General features: G+C 44.3%; 14 protein-coding genes. All 14 read right to left on the bottom strand.

Features of this window, described 5'->3' with window-relative positions; genetic code table 11:
- Positions 1-56: 56 nt before the first annotated feature.
- Positions 57-2,945, bottom strand: coding sequence for a tetratricopeptide repeat protein (locus AB5170_RS08975; RefSeq protein WP_368361454.1), 2,889 nt, complete (start codon positions 2,943-2,945; stop codon positions 57-59).
- A gap of 105 nt (positions 2,946-3,050) precedes the next feature.
- Positions 3,051-5,591, bottom strand: a complete 2,541-nt coding sequence (locus AB5170_RS08970; RefSeq protein ID WP_368361455.1) for a leucine-rich repeat protein — start codon at positions 5,589-5,591, stop codon at positions 3,051-3,053.
- A 479-nt stretch (positions 5,592-6,070) separates the two neighbouring features.
- The gene (gene cysK, locus AB5170_RS08965; protein ID WP_148461361.1) at positions 6,071-7,000 is read right to left on the bottom strand and encodes a cysteine synthase A; all 930 of its coding nucleotides are present in this window, start codon (positions 6,998-7,000) and stop codon (positions 6,071-6,073) included.
- A gap of 445 nt (positions 7,001-7,445) precedes the next feature.
- Positions 7,446-7,667, bottom strand: a complete 222-nt coding sequence (locus AB5170_RS08960) for a hypothetical protein (RefSeq protein ID WP_118577908.1) — start codon at positions 7,665-7,667, stop codon at positions 7,446-7,448.
- Positions 7,668-7,869: 202 nt separating this feature from the next.
- Positions 7,870-8,610, bottom strand: coding sequence for a LytTR family DNA-binding domain-containing protein (locus AB5170_RS08955; protein ID WP_295260183.1), 741 nt, complete (start codon positions 8,608-8,610; stop codon positions 7,870-7,872).
- 104 nt (positions 8,611-8,714) lie between these two features.
- Positions 8,715-9,251: a hypothetical protein gene (locus tag AB5170_RS08950; protein ID WP_173718009.1), complete on the bottom strand. Its 537-nt coding sequence runs from the start codon at positions 9,249-9,251 to the stop codon at positions 8,715-8,717.
- Positions 9,252-9,263: 12 nt separating this feature from the next.
- Positions 9,264-10,487 carry a M28 family metallopeptidase gene (locus tag AB5170_RS08945; protein ID WP_173716770.1) on the bottom strand — a complete coding sequence of 408 codons (1,224 nt, stop codon included), beginning with the start codon at positions 10,485-10,487 and terminating at the stop codon, positions 9,264-9,266.
- A gap of 293 nt (positions 10,488-10,780) precedes the next feature.
- Positions 10,781-11,005, bottom strand: a complete 225-nt coding sequence (locus tag AB5170_RS08940) for a hypothetical protein (RefSeq protein WP_173716769.1) — start codon at positions 11,003-11,005, stop codon at positions 10,781-10,783.
- 325 nt (positions 11,006-11,330) lie between these two features.
- Complete coding sequence (locus AB5170_RS08935; RefSeq protein ID WP_148461355.1) at positions 11,331-12,161, bottom strand: energy-coupling factor transporter transmembrane protein EcfT; 831 nt, start codon at positions 12,159-12,161, stop codon at positions 11,331-11,333.
- Positions 12,151-13,875 (bottom strand): ABC transporter ATP-binding protein, encoded by a 1,725-nt coding sequence (locus AB5170_RS08930; protein ID WP_173716768.1) that lies wholly within the window; start codon positions 13,873-13,875, stop codon positions 12,151-12,153. The genes AB5170_RS08935 and AB5170_RS08930 overlap by 11 nt, the downstream gene beginning before the upstream one ends.
- A 290-nt stretch (positions 13,876-14,165) precedes the next feature.
- Positions 14,166-14,717 carry an ECF-type riboflavin transporter substrate-binding protein gene (locus tag AB5170_RS08925; RefSeq protein WP_148461353.1) on the bottom strand — a complete coding sequence of 184 codons (552 nt, stop codon included), beginning with the start codon at positions 14,715-14,717 and terminating at the stop codon, positions 14,166-14,168.
- Positions 14,714-14,800: a DUF6783 domain-containing protein gene (locus AB5170_RS08920; protein WP_368356822.1), complete on the bottom strand. Its 87-nt coding sequence runs from the start codon at positions 14,798-14,800 to the stop codon at positions 14,714-14,716. The genes AB5170_RS08925 and AB5170_RS08920 overlap by 4 nt, the downstream gene beginning before the upstream one ends.
- A 74-nt stretch (positions 14,801-14,874) precedes the next feature.
- A complete protein-coding gene (locus AB5170_RS08915) occupies positions 14,875-15,333 on the bottom strand; it encodes a YhcH/YjgK/YiaL family protein (protein WP_148461352.1) in 459 nt (152 codons plus the stop codon).
- Between the two features lie 21 nt (positions 15,334-15,354).
- Positions 15,355-18,507, bottom strand: a 3,153-nt coding sequence (locus tag AB5170_RS08910; protein WP_368365059.1) for a glycosyl hydrolase, incomplete at its 5' end; no start/stop codon positions are given.

Raw genomic sequence — 18,507 nt, 5'->3', positions numbered from 1 at the left:
TATGTCAATGGGATTAATTGTGATTTTCTTCATCATCCTTAACTTAAACGCCAGGTTCATTCCCCCTGGCGTTCTTTCAGTCTCTGTTCAGCTGCGATCCGCTTGGGATGTTCCGGTGGGTAGCATTCCCGGAAGCCTTCCACGGCGGCTTTCAGATATATATCTTCTTTTTCTTCATCTCCAAGTGCGCGGTAAACGCGTGCCAGATTCCAGGTAGGCTCTGCAACTGCCGGACCTACAAGTCCATTCTCCTTCGCAAGCTCCAGCGCCTCTGTCAGATATGGGATCGCTTCTTCCGGTCTTCCCAAGTCCAGGTAGACTACACTCATATTGTTGTCCACCATCAGAAGTATAGAGCCCTCACGATAGCCATTCTTAAGCAGCTGATTGCGAACCGCAAGATGACATGCCAACGACTCTTCCCTTCGTCCGGCGGCATTGTACATTCGTGCCAGTTCCTCTGACATGGCAGAATATATCTGATTTTTCTCACCACAGTACATTTTGCACCTTTCCGTTGCTTGTTCCATACAATAGGCGGCTTCTTCCATATTCTGATCCATAGCTGCAAGCTGACCACGAAGCTGCCATATTGCAAACTCACTCTCACCCTGACGCTTTCTTTGTATCTGTTGTATCTGCTCTATTTTTTCCAGACAATCTGCCAGCTTTTCTTTTTCCTGAAGAAACATATGACATTCTGCTTTTTGATAAAGAAAATCCAGTATTCTCTGGCTATGCCCCCATTGTACACACATAAGGATTCCACGTTCTGCCCACATTTCAGCCTTTTTCACATTAAGCTTCAACATCTGCATATTCGTCTGCAAAAGCACATATCCAATTTTATAATCAATATTATCCTTCTGTTGAAAAATTAAATCACAGATCTCCCGGTAACACTCATAATTACTGCTCTGCTCCAACCCATTGCAAAAATCACTTATAGCAAACAACATCCATTCCGATGATAGCGTTCTCTTTTTCAGCTGTTCGCGGAAGAGTTCTATATATTCTTCGTTTTGTTCAGGTTTTGTCTCTGTCAGACACGCTACCATAAACTTCGTCTCATTGGAAATCTGTGCACATCTTTTTTCCAGTTTCCGGATTTTCTCGCACATAGGAACAGGCAGCTCCAGATATCGGGCAGCCTCTGACGCCAGTGCCACAAGCTGGTCACTGACCGCTCCCTGCACTCTGGAAATTCCCTGGAAGACAAGCCACGCAATTTCCTCCATACGAGGATCCTCATCTTTCGGTGCCTGTTTCGGGAAAAAGCACTTCTGTGCCCGCTCCCAGAATGACTGAAACTCTGCTTCTGAAAAATCCTTTGTACACAGACTCTCTGCAATTACAGGATGCATACGATAACCATTTCCCGTATCTTCCAGCCAGCCGAATTTCACCAGTCTGCCAAGCGCCTCTCCCAGAGTTTCGTTTTTCTTCAAAAATCCCTGGAAAAACATCACAGTAAAATTCCGGTCAATTTCCTGATAAGGCAGAAGCGCGAACATCCTTGCCAGCTGGCTTCCTGTTTCTCCAATATCAGCCAGTTTGTACAGCCCACGGTACATATCAATGAGTCCGGACTCTTCTGCAACATCATTCCAGTTATTCTGCAGCTCTTCTTCCAGATAATCCCAATTTCCGAAATAGTAGGTTCCCGCTTTTCCAAGAAGCTTCAATGTCAGAGGATGCTGAAAAATCTCTTTTTCCAGCAAACGACTCAGCCGGTTTTTTTCCTCTCTGGAAAGTATTTTGTTGTAATTGTCACGAAAAATCAAACTTAAGGCACTCTTTTGCGGTGCCTTTATGCCAAATGTAGTAAACCCATCCAGATGTTTCTGACGTGAAGTAACAAATATGGTGCACGGCAGATCTTTCAGTTCTGACAGGTAAGGATCTTCCTCTTCCGTATGGTTCATATTATCCAGAAAAAGCACTGTTTTTTCCTGATGCTCTTCTGACAGGTGATAGATACTTTCGTGAAATCTTTCTTCCACGCTCTCACCAGTAAGATTCAGAAAACTTCTGGAAAAGCTGACCGCCAGATTCTCCTCATACTGAACAGCTGCGATCCGGCACTTCACTTCTTCCTGCTCCATCCAGCTCACAAGCTGACGCATAAGTTCTGTTTTTCCAATTCCTCCAATTCCGGAAATCAGATACTTTCCGGAATTGAAGAACATCTCTTTCAAGTCATATAACTCTTCTTCTCTGCCAAAGAAATGGCTGGCTTTCACAGATTTCCGGAACAATTCACAGTTTCGCAAGGTGAGAAAACTCTGCCTGGTTTCCACGGATTCCTGATAAATACAGCTCCAGATATATTCCGGCTTTAAGTCTTCACGGTTTCTTACCAGTTCCATTTTTGCCCCGGATATTTCCGGCCCCGCCATCGCGTGCAGACTAAGCAGGGTAAACAACCAGGCATCCCCAAAGGACTGGGAAAAATCCTTCTGTTTTTTCTCTATGTAACCGATCCAGAAGATCAGCTTTTCCCCACACTCTCTGGACAGCCATGGATCTGACTCCATGACCATGCCCAGAAATTTTCTCAGCTTCTGCACAAACACAGAATGATTATAATTTTTTTCTTTCAGGAACTTTTCAAAAATCAATACCTGGCTGCCAAATGTCTCCGCATTCAGACCTTCCAGCACTTCCTCTATGTATATATGATACAAGGGAAAGCTTTCCTTGCGATTACAAAATTCCGAATGATAACGGTTCTGGCTTCCATCCTTTCGAAAAATCATTTTTCCGTGTCTGGTGCTTTTCCACTCATAGAGAAGATATTCATCCCAGAATCTGACCAGAGTCAGACCTTTTTTACTTTTTTCTCCCAGAATTCCGGTAGAATAGACCGGATAATCTTTCACGGTAAACAACCGATATAAGTTTTTCAGCGAAAGCAACACATTTGTCTGCTCATCTTTTTTCATGTCACGTTCTCTCCGGTTGTAAACACAGTTCCTTTTTTATTACTGTCTGCTGGTCACCTGACCAGCAGCACTTTTTGCAGGTAACTAAATACAACAACTGATTTCTTATTTTTTGATTGTAATCTTAGCTTTCTTTGCGTACACGCCAAACACCTTCTGTTTCTGCTTGTTCAGTTTATAGGCACAAGCACGTATATAATACGTATGTCCCTTAGAAAGATTCTTTATCGTTACTGTATTCTTCTTGGATTCCTTGATTGCTACAATATCTGTAAGACCGGAATCTGCTGTCACTACAAATGCATAACCAGCAGCACCTTTTACCTTGGATGCCGTAATGGTGATCGTGCCCTTCTTGTTATTCTTTACACTGATCTTCTTTACCTTCGGCACAACATAGGTTGTAAACTTAACAGCCTTGCTATACTTTCCAGTAACCTTCTTGCCGCCGCCCTGTGCGATTGCTCTTACTTTTACATAATAGGTCTTTCCAGATTTCAAACCGTAGATCAGTTCATTGTTTTTATTTTCCTCGACAATGTAATTCTTTACATTCTTCTTAAATTTCTTGTCAGTGGAAATTGTGATCTGATATCCGGTTGCACTTGCAATCCGCTTCCAGGAAATCTTGGCGCCATCGGTAAGCACATTGGTGGCCTTGGTTCCGGTAACCTTCGGAAGCTTGGACGGAATTACGGTATTCTGGTTGCCATTAGATGGATTTGGTGCTTTGGTTGGCTCTGGGGCTTTGGTCGGGTTCGGGGCCTTAGTCGGTTCCGGGGCTTTGGTCGGGTTCGGAGCCTTGGTTGGCTCTGGGGCCTTGGTCGGTTCCGGGTTCTTAGTCCAGTGTGCATAAAATTTAACACCATTTACTAATTCAGACCCTGTTGGTGTATAAGGATTCTCTATCTTATCCTCATACCAATCCATCCAATAGTCAAAGGTATAGCCTTCACGGGTAGGATTGCTCAGACTGATACTGTTTCCTCCTACAAAAGTGGATGGATTGGAGCTATTATTCGTTCCACCGTCCAGATCATAGGTAATCGGAAGCACATCGCCATCCTCATAATAGAAAGTATAACGGTCATTAAAATAATTATCAACATAGGAATTTCTTACAACATATAATTTACAGCTGTCTTTGATGGAATCAAAGGCATAATAGTTTGAATGATCCCCAAGGGAAGCCAGGCTTGCACGATCCAGATCCAGTACCCGGGCCGGAATATGGATTTCTGTAAATTTACAGGAATCAAAGGCAAATCCGCTTAACAGAACCACATCTGACGGAAGTGTATAGCTTCCTGCCCAGCTTTTTCCTGCAGGATAGCAACAAATATTATTGCCTATAACCTCTCCACCGTAGGTTTTGTAAACTTTGTCATAAAGAATACCATCTTTTGAGAAAAAGATGGAGTTTCCTGCATCTACCGTAATGGACTGCAGATCTGTACAACCCTTAAAGGAGCCGTCCCAGATGGATTTCACATCAGAACCAACACGGATGCTTACGATACCACTGTCAGCGAACTGATAATGTAGGCTGTCTGTTCCATGGATATATACATTTTCAAGATGAAGGTTCTTGCAGCCCATAAATGCAGCGTCTTCAATGCCTCCGCTTACACTTGCTGGAAGAGAAGTAAATCCGGTAAGGGCGGTACATCCCTTGAATGCATAACTTCCGATTCTTGTCAGACCATCTGGAAGATTTATGGTTGTAAGGTTTTTATTATCTGTGAATGTCTCAGAGCCAATTTCTTTCAGAGTAGATGGAAGTGTTACTTTTTTCAGAGTTTTAATATTTACCATATGTCCCTCTGTAGGTTCTCCCTCTTCATCCCATTTTGTCCACTCAGTTGTATCAATTCCATTTATATAGGTAAGACCTTCCGCAAAGGAAACCTCCTCCACAGATTGCTCGTCTCCCATATCCAGATAGGAAGGGGCGTTGTAAATTCTTTTCAGATTAACACAGCCTTTAAAAGCCTCCCCATCAATTTCATTGTATGCTCCCGTTGGTGGAAGTGTTATTTCTTCCAGTTTATCACAACCCAGGAATGCCCATTCGTCTATTTTTACAGGCTGAGCACTTCCCACTGCTGCATTAAAATATACGATCTGAAGATTTGTACAACCAGCAAAAGCTCTGTATCCAATGGATAATGTAGGGTTCTGTGGAAGCTGAATTGCCGCTATTCCCCTATGATTATAAAACGCATCTCTCAGTACACAGCATACACTGTCAGGAAGAATCACCTTATATAACATATAGTCACTGCTTTTCCCGCCATAAGTGAAGCTATAATATGCCTCGTACGGATTAGTTTTGTCTGGATCGCAGTAACCTACTCCAATTACTTTCTTTGCCACACCATTTTTATATACAACACTTGGAAACTGCAATTCCATAGAAGTCGCTTTGTCTACAGAACTAATAAATGCCTCTCCCTTTGTTCCATATTCATAGGCATTCCAGATCTGTCCCTTACTGTCTGTCCAGGAAAATCCTTCCTTATCCCACTTTTCCGGTTCAAAGTTAAAGAACTGACCGGAGTCTGCATGTACACTCAGCGCCATGCCAAGGCACATGATAATGCCCAGAAACAGCATTTTGATACATCTTGAAATTTGTTTTTTCACTCTTTCTTCCTCCCTCATTGTTTCAGTCATTTCCCTGTAAACGGTAACACAGCATCCTCTGTTTTCTGCAAAATTCATCAGGAAAATTCACTCTTTTTTCTCATAAAAAGAATATCATATTGAAATTTTTGAAACAATAATGTTAAGGAAGGTTACGGTTTTTATGCACAAGATTGCTTTTTTTATGCATATAAAAACCTATGGAAAATTATGGTCATGAATCTTTGGGTACACAGATTGATGGAATGAATTTTCAAACACATTTTAGAGCATGTCTGAAAAAGGCTTTCTGCAAAGTTTAAATCTGAAATAAAAAAAGGACTGCCACTTCCAACATGCATCTTTCGCATATCAGACACGACAGCCCTCACTGGCATCACGCCACTTCCTTATTTATTGTTCATAGATTTTACAAAAGCATTACTGTCCACTCCGCTGCCCAAAAGCTCTTCACGGAACGCAGCCAGCCATAGACTCTATTACTCGGTAAACAGTGGTGTAGAATAGTATCTGTCACCAGTATCCGGAAGAAGTGCTACGATCACTTTGCCCTTGTTCTCAGGCTTCTTTGCATAGTCGATTGCGGCTTTTAAAGCAGCTCCGGAAGAGATTCCAACCAGGATTCCTTCTTTGTGTGCAAGAAGCTTCGCTGTGGCAAATGCCTCATCCGCCTCTGCTTTATAAATCTCATCATAAACCTTGGTATTCAGAACATCCGGAACAAATCCGGCACCGATTCCCTGGATCTTGTGCGGACCTGCTTTTCCCTCAGATAATACCGGGGAGGTAGAAGGCTCAAGTGCTACAATTTTCACATTCGGGTTCTGCTCTTTCAGATATTCACCTGTTCCGGTAAGGGTTCCGCCTGTACCAACACCTGCGATGAAGATATCAACCTTTCCCTCAGTGTCCTTCCAGATCTCCGGACCTGTAGTCGCCTTGTGCACTGCCGGGTTCGCCGGGTTCACAAACTGTCCTGGGATGAAGCTGTTCGGAATCTCCTCTGCCAGTTCGTTGGCCCTGGCAATGGCACCTTTCATTCCCTTGGTTCCATCGGTAAGAACAAGCTCTGCGCCGTATGCTTTCAGAATATTTCGACGCTCAACACTCATGGTCTCTGGCATGGTGAGGATGATTCTGTATCCCTTAGCTGCTGCGATAGATGCCAGACCGATTCCGGTATTTCCAGAAGTTGGCTCAATGATTACGGAACCTTCCTTCAGGATTCCCTTCTGCTCTGCATCCTCGATCATAGCCTTGGCAATTCTGTCCTTAACGCTTCCTGCCGGGTTAAAGTATTCCAGCTTCACAAGAACAGTAGCTTCCAGTCCAAGCTCCTTCTCAATATTAGTAACCTCTACAAGTGGGGTGTTTCCGATTAATCCAAGTGTTCCCTTATAGTATGCCATATCCATTCCTTTCCCGGCGCCTGCGGCCGCTTTACATTTATTCGAGGTGATGTCGCCGTATGGCGGCCCGCCTGTTATGTCTGTATCTGCCCCCAGTAACTGCCAGCTTGCTTCTTCGGCAATAATTGTCGATATTCCGTATTGATTTACTGGGTTATTTATTCGTTAAATGGATATTACCACTATTAACCCACTATGTCAATAGGTTTTTGGGATTTTATATAAGAAAATAGATTGGAGCGTTACTGTTCACTGGTAACATTCCGCGAGGTGTTTTTTGTGAACAAAGTTCACAGTAACATTAGAGCCGTCGCGTAGCGACGCTTGTACGATTTCTATACACTACAAAATCTCCACAATATACAAGAAAAGTACACCCAGTACTAATTAACACGTTGTGTTGTTTCGTGTTTTTAGCTGAATGTACCTTATTTTAAATAAATTATCACTCCTCTTCCTCAGCAACTTCACAGACCATCTCATATGCATCTTCCAGCGCGTCCAGAGCCTCAGTCAGTGTATCGACTTTCCTTACATCTGCGCCATCATCCTCATACTCCTGGATCAAATCTGAAAACTGGTCTTTCAGTTCCTCCATGTAATCTACAACCTGCTGTAATTTCTCTTCTTTTTCCAGTACTGCTGATAAATTAATAATTTTTCCCATAGTATGATGTCCTCCGCTTTCAAAAAAATGTTTTCTAAAGGTTTTTCATATTTTCCAAATCATAACATGTCCGAAACGTTCTCTCAATATTTCGTTTCAAGTTTCGCCTGCAGATTATAACGTATATTTTACAGAAAACCTTTTTTCAAACACGCTATAAAGTTTTTTCCTTTTATAATTATAACGTAGTCTGTAAATTCTTTTACAGGATTCCGCCCCGCATGCGCCGTCTCGTACTTCGCCAGCTATAATTTGCAAAAGCATCCTGGATTTCCTTTCGCTTAAGACGACTGATGGGGATTTCTGTCTTATCCGACAGCTTCAGAATATCCGTAGGCATAGCCACGATTTCCCTCATGGAAACCAGCACCCACCGGATCGGGCGGCAAAACTCATTGGCTGGCAGAACCTTTTCCAGATCTGCCATAGACATGGAAGCATCTATCACGCCCTTTTTCGTGTGAATTTTCGCTCGTTTTCCATCTGCTTCTGCATACAGAATATCGGAAATGTAAATGCTCTCCTCCAGCCGTCCCACTTTCACGTTCACAGTCCGCAGGGAGTAGACACTGTCAAAAAAGCGATCCAGAATGTGAAACAGCTTCTCTTTTCTCACTGGCTTCACCATGTAATGAAGCGCCTCAATATCAAAGGCCTCTGCTGCAAACTCCGTACTGGTGCTCCCGAACACAATCTGCACCCGGCTGTTTCTTGAAATCAGCTTCTTCGCCGTCTCCATACCGTTCATCCCACTCATAAAAATATCCATAAAAACCAGTGAATAAACGGATGTATCTGAGGATAAAAATGCCTCCCCGGAAGAAAATTCTTCTATTTTCACATATAGGTTATTTTTGTCTGTGTATTCCGAAAGCAGCCGGGTGATATTCTCCCTGTCTTCCGCAAGGTCATCACAAACCGCTATTCTTATCTCCTGGTTCATGTGTTGTTCCTCCCATAGAATCTGTCTGAGGTCTGTTTCTGAATCTGCCATCCCTCATATTTCTGCATAATAAATGCCGCATTCTCCGGGTAAAAATCTGTCTTTTATGATTCGCTCAGTTTTTGAAACATTTCCAGATATTCCTGCTCTACTTCAACAAACGGCCGCACTGTATAATCCAGCTCAAAGTGCAGCTTCGGTGCATCCCCCGGTTGTTTCTCTTCCAGAAGAACCTCTAAATCATACCAGAGAAGATCATCATCGATTTCTTTCAGACGCTGCGCTTCTTCATCAGTCAGACTGCTTCCCAGAAATTCCTTATAAATCACCTGAAGCAGCTGCTCTTCCACCTCACGGTATCTGGGCATCTCCTGCTTCAGCGGACGGGGCACATCTGACATATAGCACTCGCTGGCATCATGCAAAAGACAAGCCAGCGCCTGACGATTGGAATACCCTCGCCCAAGAGCCTCCTTCGCACAGCAAATACAATGCTCCCCAACAGACCAGAAAGAACTTACATGTCCATTTCCCCTACAGGTCAGCGACAACGCATGTGCAATATCCTGAATATCGATCTTCTCCGCCTCCGGATGAACCGGATTGAAATGGTTTCTTGTGTATGTGGTTATGTAACTCATAGGATGCCTCCCCTACTGCTCTTTTCTTTTTCTTGCAAGATACTCATCCAGTTCTTTCTTGATTTTCTCCGGAATCTCCCTTGCAACCGGACACACTGCTGCATTTGCAAAACGTTCTGTAAACTTCACCAGAAAATCAATATCCCCCTGTAGCTGCTCCATGGACATAACCTCCTTCACATCATAGCGGCAATGAATTGGTGCCACATTGGAGCTGGCAATTCTGGCAAAAGAGAGTGCTGGAATTCCGCTGTCTGCAAAAGGTGTAGAATCACTGGAATACACTCCGGTCTTTGCCTCAATTGGAAAACCGATTTCTGCTGCCATATAAGATATATAATGTGCCAGCTTGTCCTCTGCGGAAACACAGGAGATAAATTTACCCATATAAGTTCCAATCATATCCAGATTAATGTTCAGCACTATTTTGTCCAGTTCCTCTTTATGCTCCTTCACATATGCTTTAGAGCCCAGAAGCCCTCTCTCCTCACTTCCGCAGAATACGAAACGAAGACTATAGTTCAGTTCTTTTCCCTTCAGCTGTTCCATAATTCCAAGCAAACCTGCGCAGCCACTCATGTTGTCATAAGCGCCGTGGGATAAAGAAGTGGAATCGTAATGGGCACTAAGCACAATAAACTCGTCCCGTCTGCCAGGAAGCTCTGCAATTACATTGTGGGACTCTCCGTCGTACTCTTTCTGGGAAACCTCCAGACGAATGTTCTTCACCTTATTTTTCACCAGTTCTACTGCCTGGCTGGAATGGATCATGGCGCAAAGAACTTTCCGTTCTTCCCCTACAACGGCTTCGCGCAGATCGCGCTGGTCAATATCTGTATTTGGATAATACATATTTCCGTACTGGAAAATAATTCCCTTTGCTCCTGCTTTTATCAGATCCTGGTAAACAAAAAATCCAACTCCCTGAGTGTCCATCAGTACAATTTTATCTTTTGCACCTGCTATGGAAACAGGATCCGTTCCCGGCATATAATAAAGCTCTCCCTCTACGCTGCCGCTGCCACAGCAGTTAAACGCCTTACAGGTGATTTCCTTCCCATCTGCAAACAAATGCGCAGATTCAATCTCTCCCATAGCAACCCGAAAAGCCTCCAGCCTCGCTGGCACTCCTAGCGCCTCGCACTGCGCTTTCAGAAATTCAGCAACCTGCAGTTCCTCCTTCGTGCCACTGGCGTGGACGAAATCGGTGGATTCGAAAATATTGGATAAATTCATGATGGTTTTCTCCTTTGTGAATTGAAGATAAAATCTCCGGCTCTCAGAGTGTCCCTGAGAACCGGAGGTTTGTTTTTATAAATTTCACTTAAGTTTATAACATTTTACGTATTAATACCTTTCATCGTGATTTGTTTCCCTTACTTAAATTTAGTTTTCGGTTACATTTGCTCTTTTTTCAAACAGATAACCCATTCCACGACCTCCAATCTCGCCCATCATCTCTCTTGCCTCGTCCACGGGCACATTCATCTTTATTAGTAAAGTCCATAAAATCTTCTTGTAAATTTCTTTTATCGCTTCCGGCGCATTGCTGTAAATAGAGTTGATTTGCTGGATACATCCTTGATATCTTCAGGCTGAACATTCGCAAACAATGGAATATTCGTATAATTTCTCAAAAACTGGCTGACAAGTGTATCGTTTTTGAAAATCTCACAACTGTTCACATCTCTTGTATGCAGCTCCGGATGGTAAGCAGTGTCCCTTTTTCTTTTGTTCTGTGGCTTTCTGCTCATTTTTCCTCCTTACGCAGGAAACGCTTCACAGATCAAAAGATATCTACAGGTTCATAGTAACACGCACAAATTCAGAATACAAGAAGGGACCATAAAATTTTCACTTCATATGATTGACCATAGAATGCCTTTTCCAATGTTTTACTAATAGTGCGTTTAAAGATTGCATCCAATCTCCTTCTTGACAGTCATGCTTCTTTTTATATCTGTCTCCCCCCACAAATAACCAAATATAATATGTACACTCCTTAATTTACTTTAAAAGAAATAGCCATGCGAGCCCCCTCGCACAGCCATCTCATATCTTTCATATTATTCAATTCCCTCACACAAACGGATTATAAAATCTCCCCCACCGTATCGTCACCGTCAGGCTTACTGCCAGCAGCAGCACGCCAACTCCAATTGCCACGAAGTCCCTTTTCTCAAAAGGTCTCTTCATATACCACGTTCTCTTCTTATCCTTTCCGAACCCACGCAACTCCATTGCATTAGAAATAGTATCAATCCGATTCAGGCTGGTCAGGATCAGCGGCAGAAGAATATTCACCGAATTCTTCAGCCGGGCAAAAAAGTGCTCGTTTTTTCCAAGTTCTACGCCCCTTGCCTGCTGAGCCTGGCTGATGCTATGGTAGTCACGCTGAATGTCTGGAATGTATCGAAGCGCAATCGCCACAGAATAACCCACTTTATAGGAAATTCCAATACTGTTCAGGCTAGCAGCAAACTCACTTGGGTTCGTTGCAGAAATAAACAAGATTGCAACCGGCAGCGCAACAAAATATTTCAGAGAAATATTCACCATATAAAACAGCTGCTCTGCAGTCAGATCATACCGCCAGAACAGGTGGCAAAGCACATGTCTGGTGCCATACAGCGTCGTTCCCTGGTTAGGATCAAACAGGAAAATAAACAGATTATTCAACACCAGAAATACCAGCATAAAAATCATCATAAACCGCACTTCGCGGAACTTAATCTTACTCAGTTTAAACGCCGCCAGGCTCACCGCAAACAGCCCAAGCAGTACCCACGTATTATAAGTGATCATACTTGCAAAAGTAAAAAGCAGGAAAAACGCCAGTTTGGTGGTACCTGTCAGCTTGTGTATCACACTTTCCCTTGGCAGATAATTCAACACTGTCTTAGCGGCCATGGCTTCGCACCTCCCTGTCCTCCTCAATAAAACGCTGCACAAACTCTTCCGCCGGACTGATTCCCAGCTGGTTCGCCAAGGTAAAAAGACTGGTCTCCTTCAGTGCCGCCTGACGGATCAGCTGTGGATCACAAAGAACTGCTGCCGCGCTTCTATCCGCGATCAGCCTGCCATCTGCAAAAACCAGTGCCCGAGGCGTATATTCCAGCATCAAATGCATATCATGGGTAATCATCACAACTGTTACCCCTTTTTCATTCAGCCCACGAAGGAACTCCATAATCTCTGTATAATGGCGAAAATCCTGTCCCGCAGTCGGCTCATCCAGAATGATCAGTTCCGGATCCTGCACCAGCACACTGGCAATGGTCACACGCTTCTTCTGCCCGAAGCTAAGCGCCGATACCGGCCAGTTCCGAAATGGGAAAAGTCCGCAGACTTTCAAAGTTTCCTCCACTTTTTCCCGAATCTCTTCCTCGCTTTTTCCCATATTGCGAAGGCTCAGTGCCACCTCATCAAAAATCATAGTCTTGGAAATCATCTGATTGGGATTCTGCATCACATAGCCAATATGTTTGGCTCTGTGGCGGATATTTTCCTGCAGAAGATTCCTTCCCTGGAAAAGAATTTCACCGGAATCTGGTGTCTCAAAGCCGCAGACCAGTTTGGAAAAAGTAGATTTCCCGGCACCGTTTTTCCCTACAATGCTGACCATTTCACCCTTTTGGATTGTAAGAGAAACATCACGTAAGGTCTGCCTGCCTCTCTCATAACCAAAGGTAAGATTTCTAACTTCAAGCAGCGGCTCATGTTCTTTCTCAGCCTCTGCTGCCGGGCGGGACCAGAACCAGTCTGTCATTTTCTTCCGGTCTGCCTTATCTATCACAACAGAATCAACATGTGCCGGTTTCTTCGCAGGAGCAAGTTCCACACCTGCATAACGCAGTGCAGTAAGATAAAGAGGCTCTCGGATTCCGTTTTCTTCCAGAAGTCTGGTGGACAAAAGCTCATCCGGGTGAAGATCTGCCAGAATTTTTCCATCGCCCATAAGAACAATACGGTCCACATCTCGCCACAAAACATCCTCCAGACGGTGCTCAATGATCACCACCGTAGTATCTGTTTTTTCCTGAATCTCGTCGATCAGCTCAATAGTCTGCTTACCTGTAGCCGGATCCAGATTGGCCAATGGCTCGTCGAACAACAGGATTTTCACCTGATCCACCATTACCCCCGCCAGGCTGACGCGCTGCTTCTGCCCTCCGGAAAGCTCGTGGGGCGCGTAATCCAGATGATCCTGAATTCCGACCAGCTCTGCCGCGTGACGGGTGATCTCATGCATTTCATCCTGCGGCATGCAGCTGTTTTCCAATGCAAAGGCAATATCCTCGCCAACCGTCAGCCCGATAAACTGACCATCCGGATCCTGCAGCACTGTGCCCACATGTGCAGAGAGCTGAAAAATGCTGCTCTTCGGCGCATCCACACCATCCACAATAAGTTCCCCGCTGCATTCTCCTGGATTGGAAAAAGGATTCAGGCCATTGATGCAGCCTGCCAGAGTACTTTTTCCACAGCCGGAAGGACCTGCGATCAACACCCGCTCGCCAGGATAAATGTCCAGATTAATTTCCTTCAGCGTAGGCTTTTTCTGTGCCCGGTACTGGAAAGAAAAGTTTTTGAAAGAAATAATAGGAGATTTTTTCTCTGTCATATAGTACCTCAAAATCAAATATCCTGAAGCGAATCCATCGTCAATTTGTAAACAATGTGACTGCTTCAGAACCACTTAACAATTTGCATCTCTATAAGTGTACACCTTACACCATCTCAAAAGGATAACACGAATTTCTTAAATCCACAATAAAATTTCTTACCAAAGTTTATCTTATTTTGCATAAATCTTGCGAAATTTACTTTTTGGATCCAATAAAATTATGCATCAAAAAAGACCCTGCCACAAGTTTCCCCATAGCAAGGTCTTTTACAAATTTCCCTTTCAACTTATTCCTGATCCAGGGAGCCTTTCTTTGCAATTGTTTTTGTATAAGCCAGGATCAGAAGACCGCCGACTACAACACCTGTGATGGTGTTTGAAACAGCGGCGAATGCACCCTGTGCAAATACTTTGTTTGCCGGTTCAGCATAGATTACAATGTCAAGTACAGGTGCAACAACTACCCATCCTACAACATGTGCGATCACGTTTGCAACTGTGAAAACGGCAACTTTGCCTTTTCCGAAATCGCCTTCCTGAACCTGAAGCTTCTTGGCGAACAGACCGATCACAACACCTACAAATGCAGATGTGATAACCCAGCTCCACCATGGGCTTCCACCCCAGGACAGGTCGATCAGTGTATGCCCGATGAAACCAATGAGTCCGCCTGCAACCGGGCCATACATTGCTGCAAGAAGTCCAAGTACTGCGTACTGAAGACTGATGTTTGTGTTCGGAACCGGACTAGGGATCGCCACAAAGCGTCCCAGCACAAAGAACAGTGCTGCACCGATACCGATGGCAACTACGGTTTTGATACTATTGTTGTTTTTCATAGCTCTTTCCTCCTACTATGTGTCTTACTAGAGCGTGTTTGATAAAGGCTTTCTGCAAGATGTGCGTCACAATTTGCGGGAATGTTTTTTCAAGCAGGCTCTAACACGCTATAGTATACGCTTTATTAAGAGCTTGTCAATCTGAATCCACAGTATTTCAGCCTTTCACCGGAATCTTAAACACAATTTTCGTTGCGGGCTGGGCTTCTGTTACGGCGATGCAGGGCATATGACCGTCTTCAGGAGCGTAGAAACCAAACATGCCAGCCTCCAGAAGAGTGTATCCCTGCTCCGGACCACTTTTATAGAAAATAATGTCAGCTTCCGGGGTGCGGTCATCCTCTACGGTAAGCTTGCGAAGAGATGCCCAGTAAATTTTCTCAGTGCCTTCTACAATGTACTGAAGGTCACAGTATTTCTTATGGGATTCCATCTGTGCACCTTCCAGTGGCTTGGTGGTATATTTCTGAACCAAGGCAAAAATGCCGTTTTTTAGGTCGTATCTGCCTTCTGGAAGGTTCTCCTCTTTCTGTTTTTTGATAAACTGCTGAACCATGTCAGCGTAATCTTTAAATTCCTCATATGTATTCAGTTTGTCTGCGTAATCTGCAATCATGATAAATCCTCCTGTTATTTTTTACTGCTCTTCATACTCACAAATATAACTCTGCCCCATCATACCATAAGGCTTCAGCACCTTCCCATCCGTATGGAACATTCCCTCGGTGCGGAAATCAGCCCAGCTGATTCGGCTGCAGCCGGTGTAGGACTGGTGGAATGGGCCGAACATGTTTCTTGGACTTCCTGAAACTTCAATTTCCAGAGTATTCTCTTCTTTTTCGAAAAGACCAGTTACATCTGTGACACAGTTCTTCTTTTCGAAATGAAAACCAGCTTCCTTACCATTTACTCTGACTTTCAGAAGGGTACCTCTCCACTCACCCAAATGAAGAAGAACCTGCTTATCGGAAATCAACTGTGGCACCTTGTACTGGTAAATCATACCGCCAGGATAGTTTACATAACCTTGCATGCTCCAATCACCAGTATGCAGAATTTCTTTTTCCCTGGAAATATTGCCAGACATATCTACGGCGAAATTTCCAATTACGAATACATCTTCCAGTTCCCGCTTTTGGTCGTAACTGCCTTTTATGGTAATCCGATGCACCCCCTTACTCAAAGCAGGAAGTCCGAAGCAACGCATGTCTTTGTCAATAAACCATTTGCCGGTCTGCGCACATTTCACGCCATCGAAGTAAACTTCCAGACCATAAGGCTTCTCAATTACAAAACTGCATTCACTGGAAATGTCTTCTGCAACATTAAACCGGAAATGCATGGTAAATGGTGTTCCATCTGCCGGATGTGGCTGATCCACCCAGGTATATCGCTGAGGTGCACCGTTATAGTAAACCTGCTGCATGCGCAATTTCTCACGAATTTCCTTCTGCGCCTGCCAGATTTCCATCTCTGCGGACTCACAGACGCTTCCTGCTTCTGACAGTCCGCTGCCATGTCTGAATTCTGATACCAGCTCTACAATTGCGTCAAGATCTTTATCTTCCACCATAGCATTTCCGTCACAAATTTTATTTGCTGAAGCAGTCCCCAGCTCATAAGTACATTTATCTATCGTCAGCACATTCTCCATAGTTCTTCTTAATTTCGCGTCCGGACCGAATGTAGCTAATACGGGATCTGTGTAATGCGGATGTCTGTATGGGAATGTGGCAGCTTTGCTCACTGTCATTTCATGCACCGCATTTACGCCATCAGAAACAGCCGCCAAGTCCACAACGGTAGTATCTTCCTCAATTCCACATTTGTCTTCAACACTATTTATCTCTTTAATAATCTGTCCAGCCCCTATTATTTTCTTCACAAAATAAATTCGGCTCATCCCCGTCTCGAATGTCCTGGTAAAGCAAACGCCCTCTCCATCCGCAACAGTTTCCACCTCACAAACTTCTCCGGTCAGCGGGTCAAGCTCTTCCACAGCGTTCCCGCAGTCAAGTTTTATGTAAACCTGATGTGCATTGTTCCGATCGTGATTTGTCAGGAAAAGAATATGTCCATCTTCTGTCTTTCTCAGCATGGAAAGAATCTCACCATCCTCTGCGCCGCTGGCATTTCGCACAGTAAAATCTTTTCCGGTGCATTTCGCCACAGCTTCCGTCAGCTCCCATTCATGCTCAACCGTATGAACAAATGCTTCCTCATCTAAAACATCCCGGATATCACCATATTTTCCACACACTTTCCTGCGGTCAGATTTCTCTTCATTTACATCTTCACTGTCTATTTTTTTATCCCATCTCTTAGCAACGCAGATCTGCTTACTACCAATCCGTTCTCCTTCAATCATCACCGGATACGGCTTCAGCCAGATCACCATTCCACCAGCTGCAAGAAATTCCTTCAACAGCTTCACCGTGTTTGCAAACAGATTGCTCACTCCCGGAACCACAACCACCTGATAGCTGCACTTTCCTGCCACAAACATTCCATCCTCAACCTTGCCGTCCTGCTCCAACAGGATCTCATCTCCAAAATCAAAATCCACATGCCCTGCAGTCAGCGCTTTTGCGATCCGGTTATAATACTCACCTTTTCGATTTAAAGAAGTAATATGCTCATCCAGCCATCCCATATTCATTTCCAGATGATTGAAATCCTCCGCCCGGTCACTGCGGCACTCGGTCCAGATGCTGGAAATCGGATGGATCATCAGCACCTTCCGCACCGGCTCACCCTGAGAAAGACACAGCGCCAGACGACCAAAATAATTCTCCATCTTATCATTGTCATCCCACCAGGTATTCTGATAGTTGAAAACCGGCGGATAGTCCCTCTTCCTGCAGCCAGTAATGGAATACAGGGCAAGATGCTGACAACGTCTCGTAATTCCAAGCGCGAACTGCCAGTCTCCCAGCCATTTCTGAGTAGAAAAATCCAGCTCCCAGCCAGTGCAGCCGTAAGCCTCACTGATGGTCATGGAACGTTCATACTGATGTGCCACGCTTGCACACTGTTTCACAGTCAGATACTCATCCGTCTGTGCGCCAAGAAGATCAATTCCAGGATTATGCAGATAACGAAGCTGAGGCATCGCCGCACCGCACACACGAGTCTGATAGCCCAGGTCGTTCTCATATAAAATATGTCCCGTAGTACGAAGTCCCCGTTTATCACACCACTCATAAACCTGTTTCATATAACTTTCTTCGAAACGCTGTGCCACCGTCTTCCAATAATCATGACGGATCTTCTCCGCCCCTTCCCCATCAAAAAACAGATAAGGCAGCTTCTCCTGCGGATCATATCCTCTCTTTTCAATAAAATACTCTGTAAATCCAATACTCCACGGAATCCACGGTCTGCCTTCATGGAAAACGCTGAAGAAATCACAGCAGTTTGGTTCATCTGTGAAAAATCCTTTCACCTCTTTTGGAAAACTTCCGCCAAACACTTCCTCATAATGCTCATGGGTCAACTTCAAAAATGTCTTCACGCTCTCCGGATTCAGATTATCTGGCGGCATCAAGCCGTTGTACCACTCACTCTTACCAGAAATCTCCTGGCGCAGAAGCAGAATCTCTTCATCAACACCGCAAGCTCCAGCAGCTTCCTCATAAGTCAGATATTCTTTCATCCTCTTAATAAATCTGCCGTCCGCCGCCGTCTGAATCACATAAACACCCTGAAGAAACTCTGTCTCCATAGTTTCTTCCACTGCTAAATCTTCACTGCCGTTCCTGCCAGACATGAAATTTTCGTCTGTGCTTCG

Source organism: Ruminococcus sp. RTP21484sp1_RTP21281st1_A8_RTP21281_210402 (assembly GCF_040914025.1).
In the GTDB taxonomy this organism is placed as follows: domain Bacteria; phylum Bacillota; class Clostridia; order Lachnospirales; family Lachnospiraceae; genus Blautia_A; species Blautia_A faecis.
The sequence above is the reverse complement of the archived record's forward strand: the minus strand, read 5'-3'. Positions and strand labels throughout refer to the sequence as shown.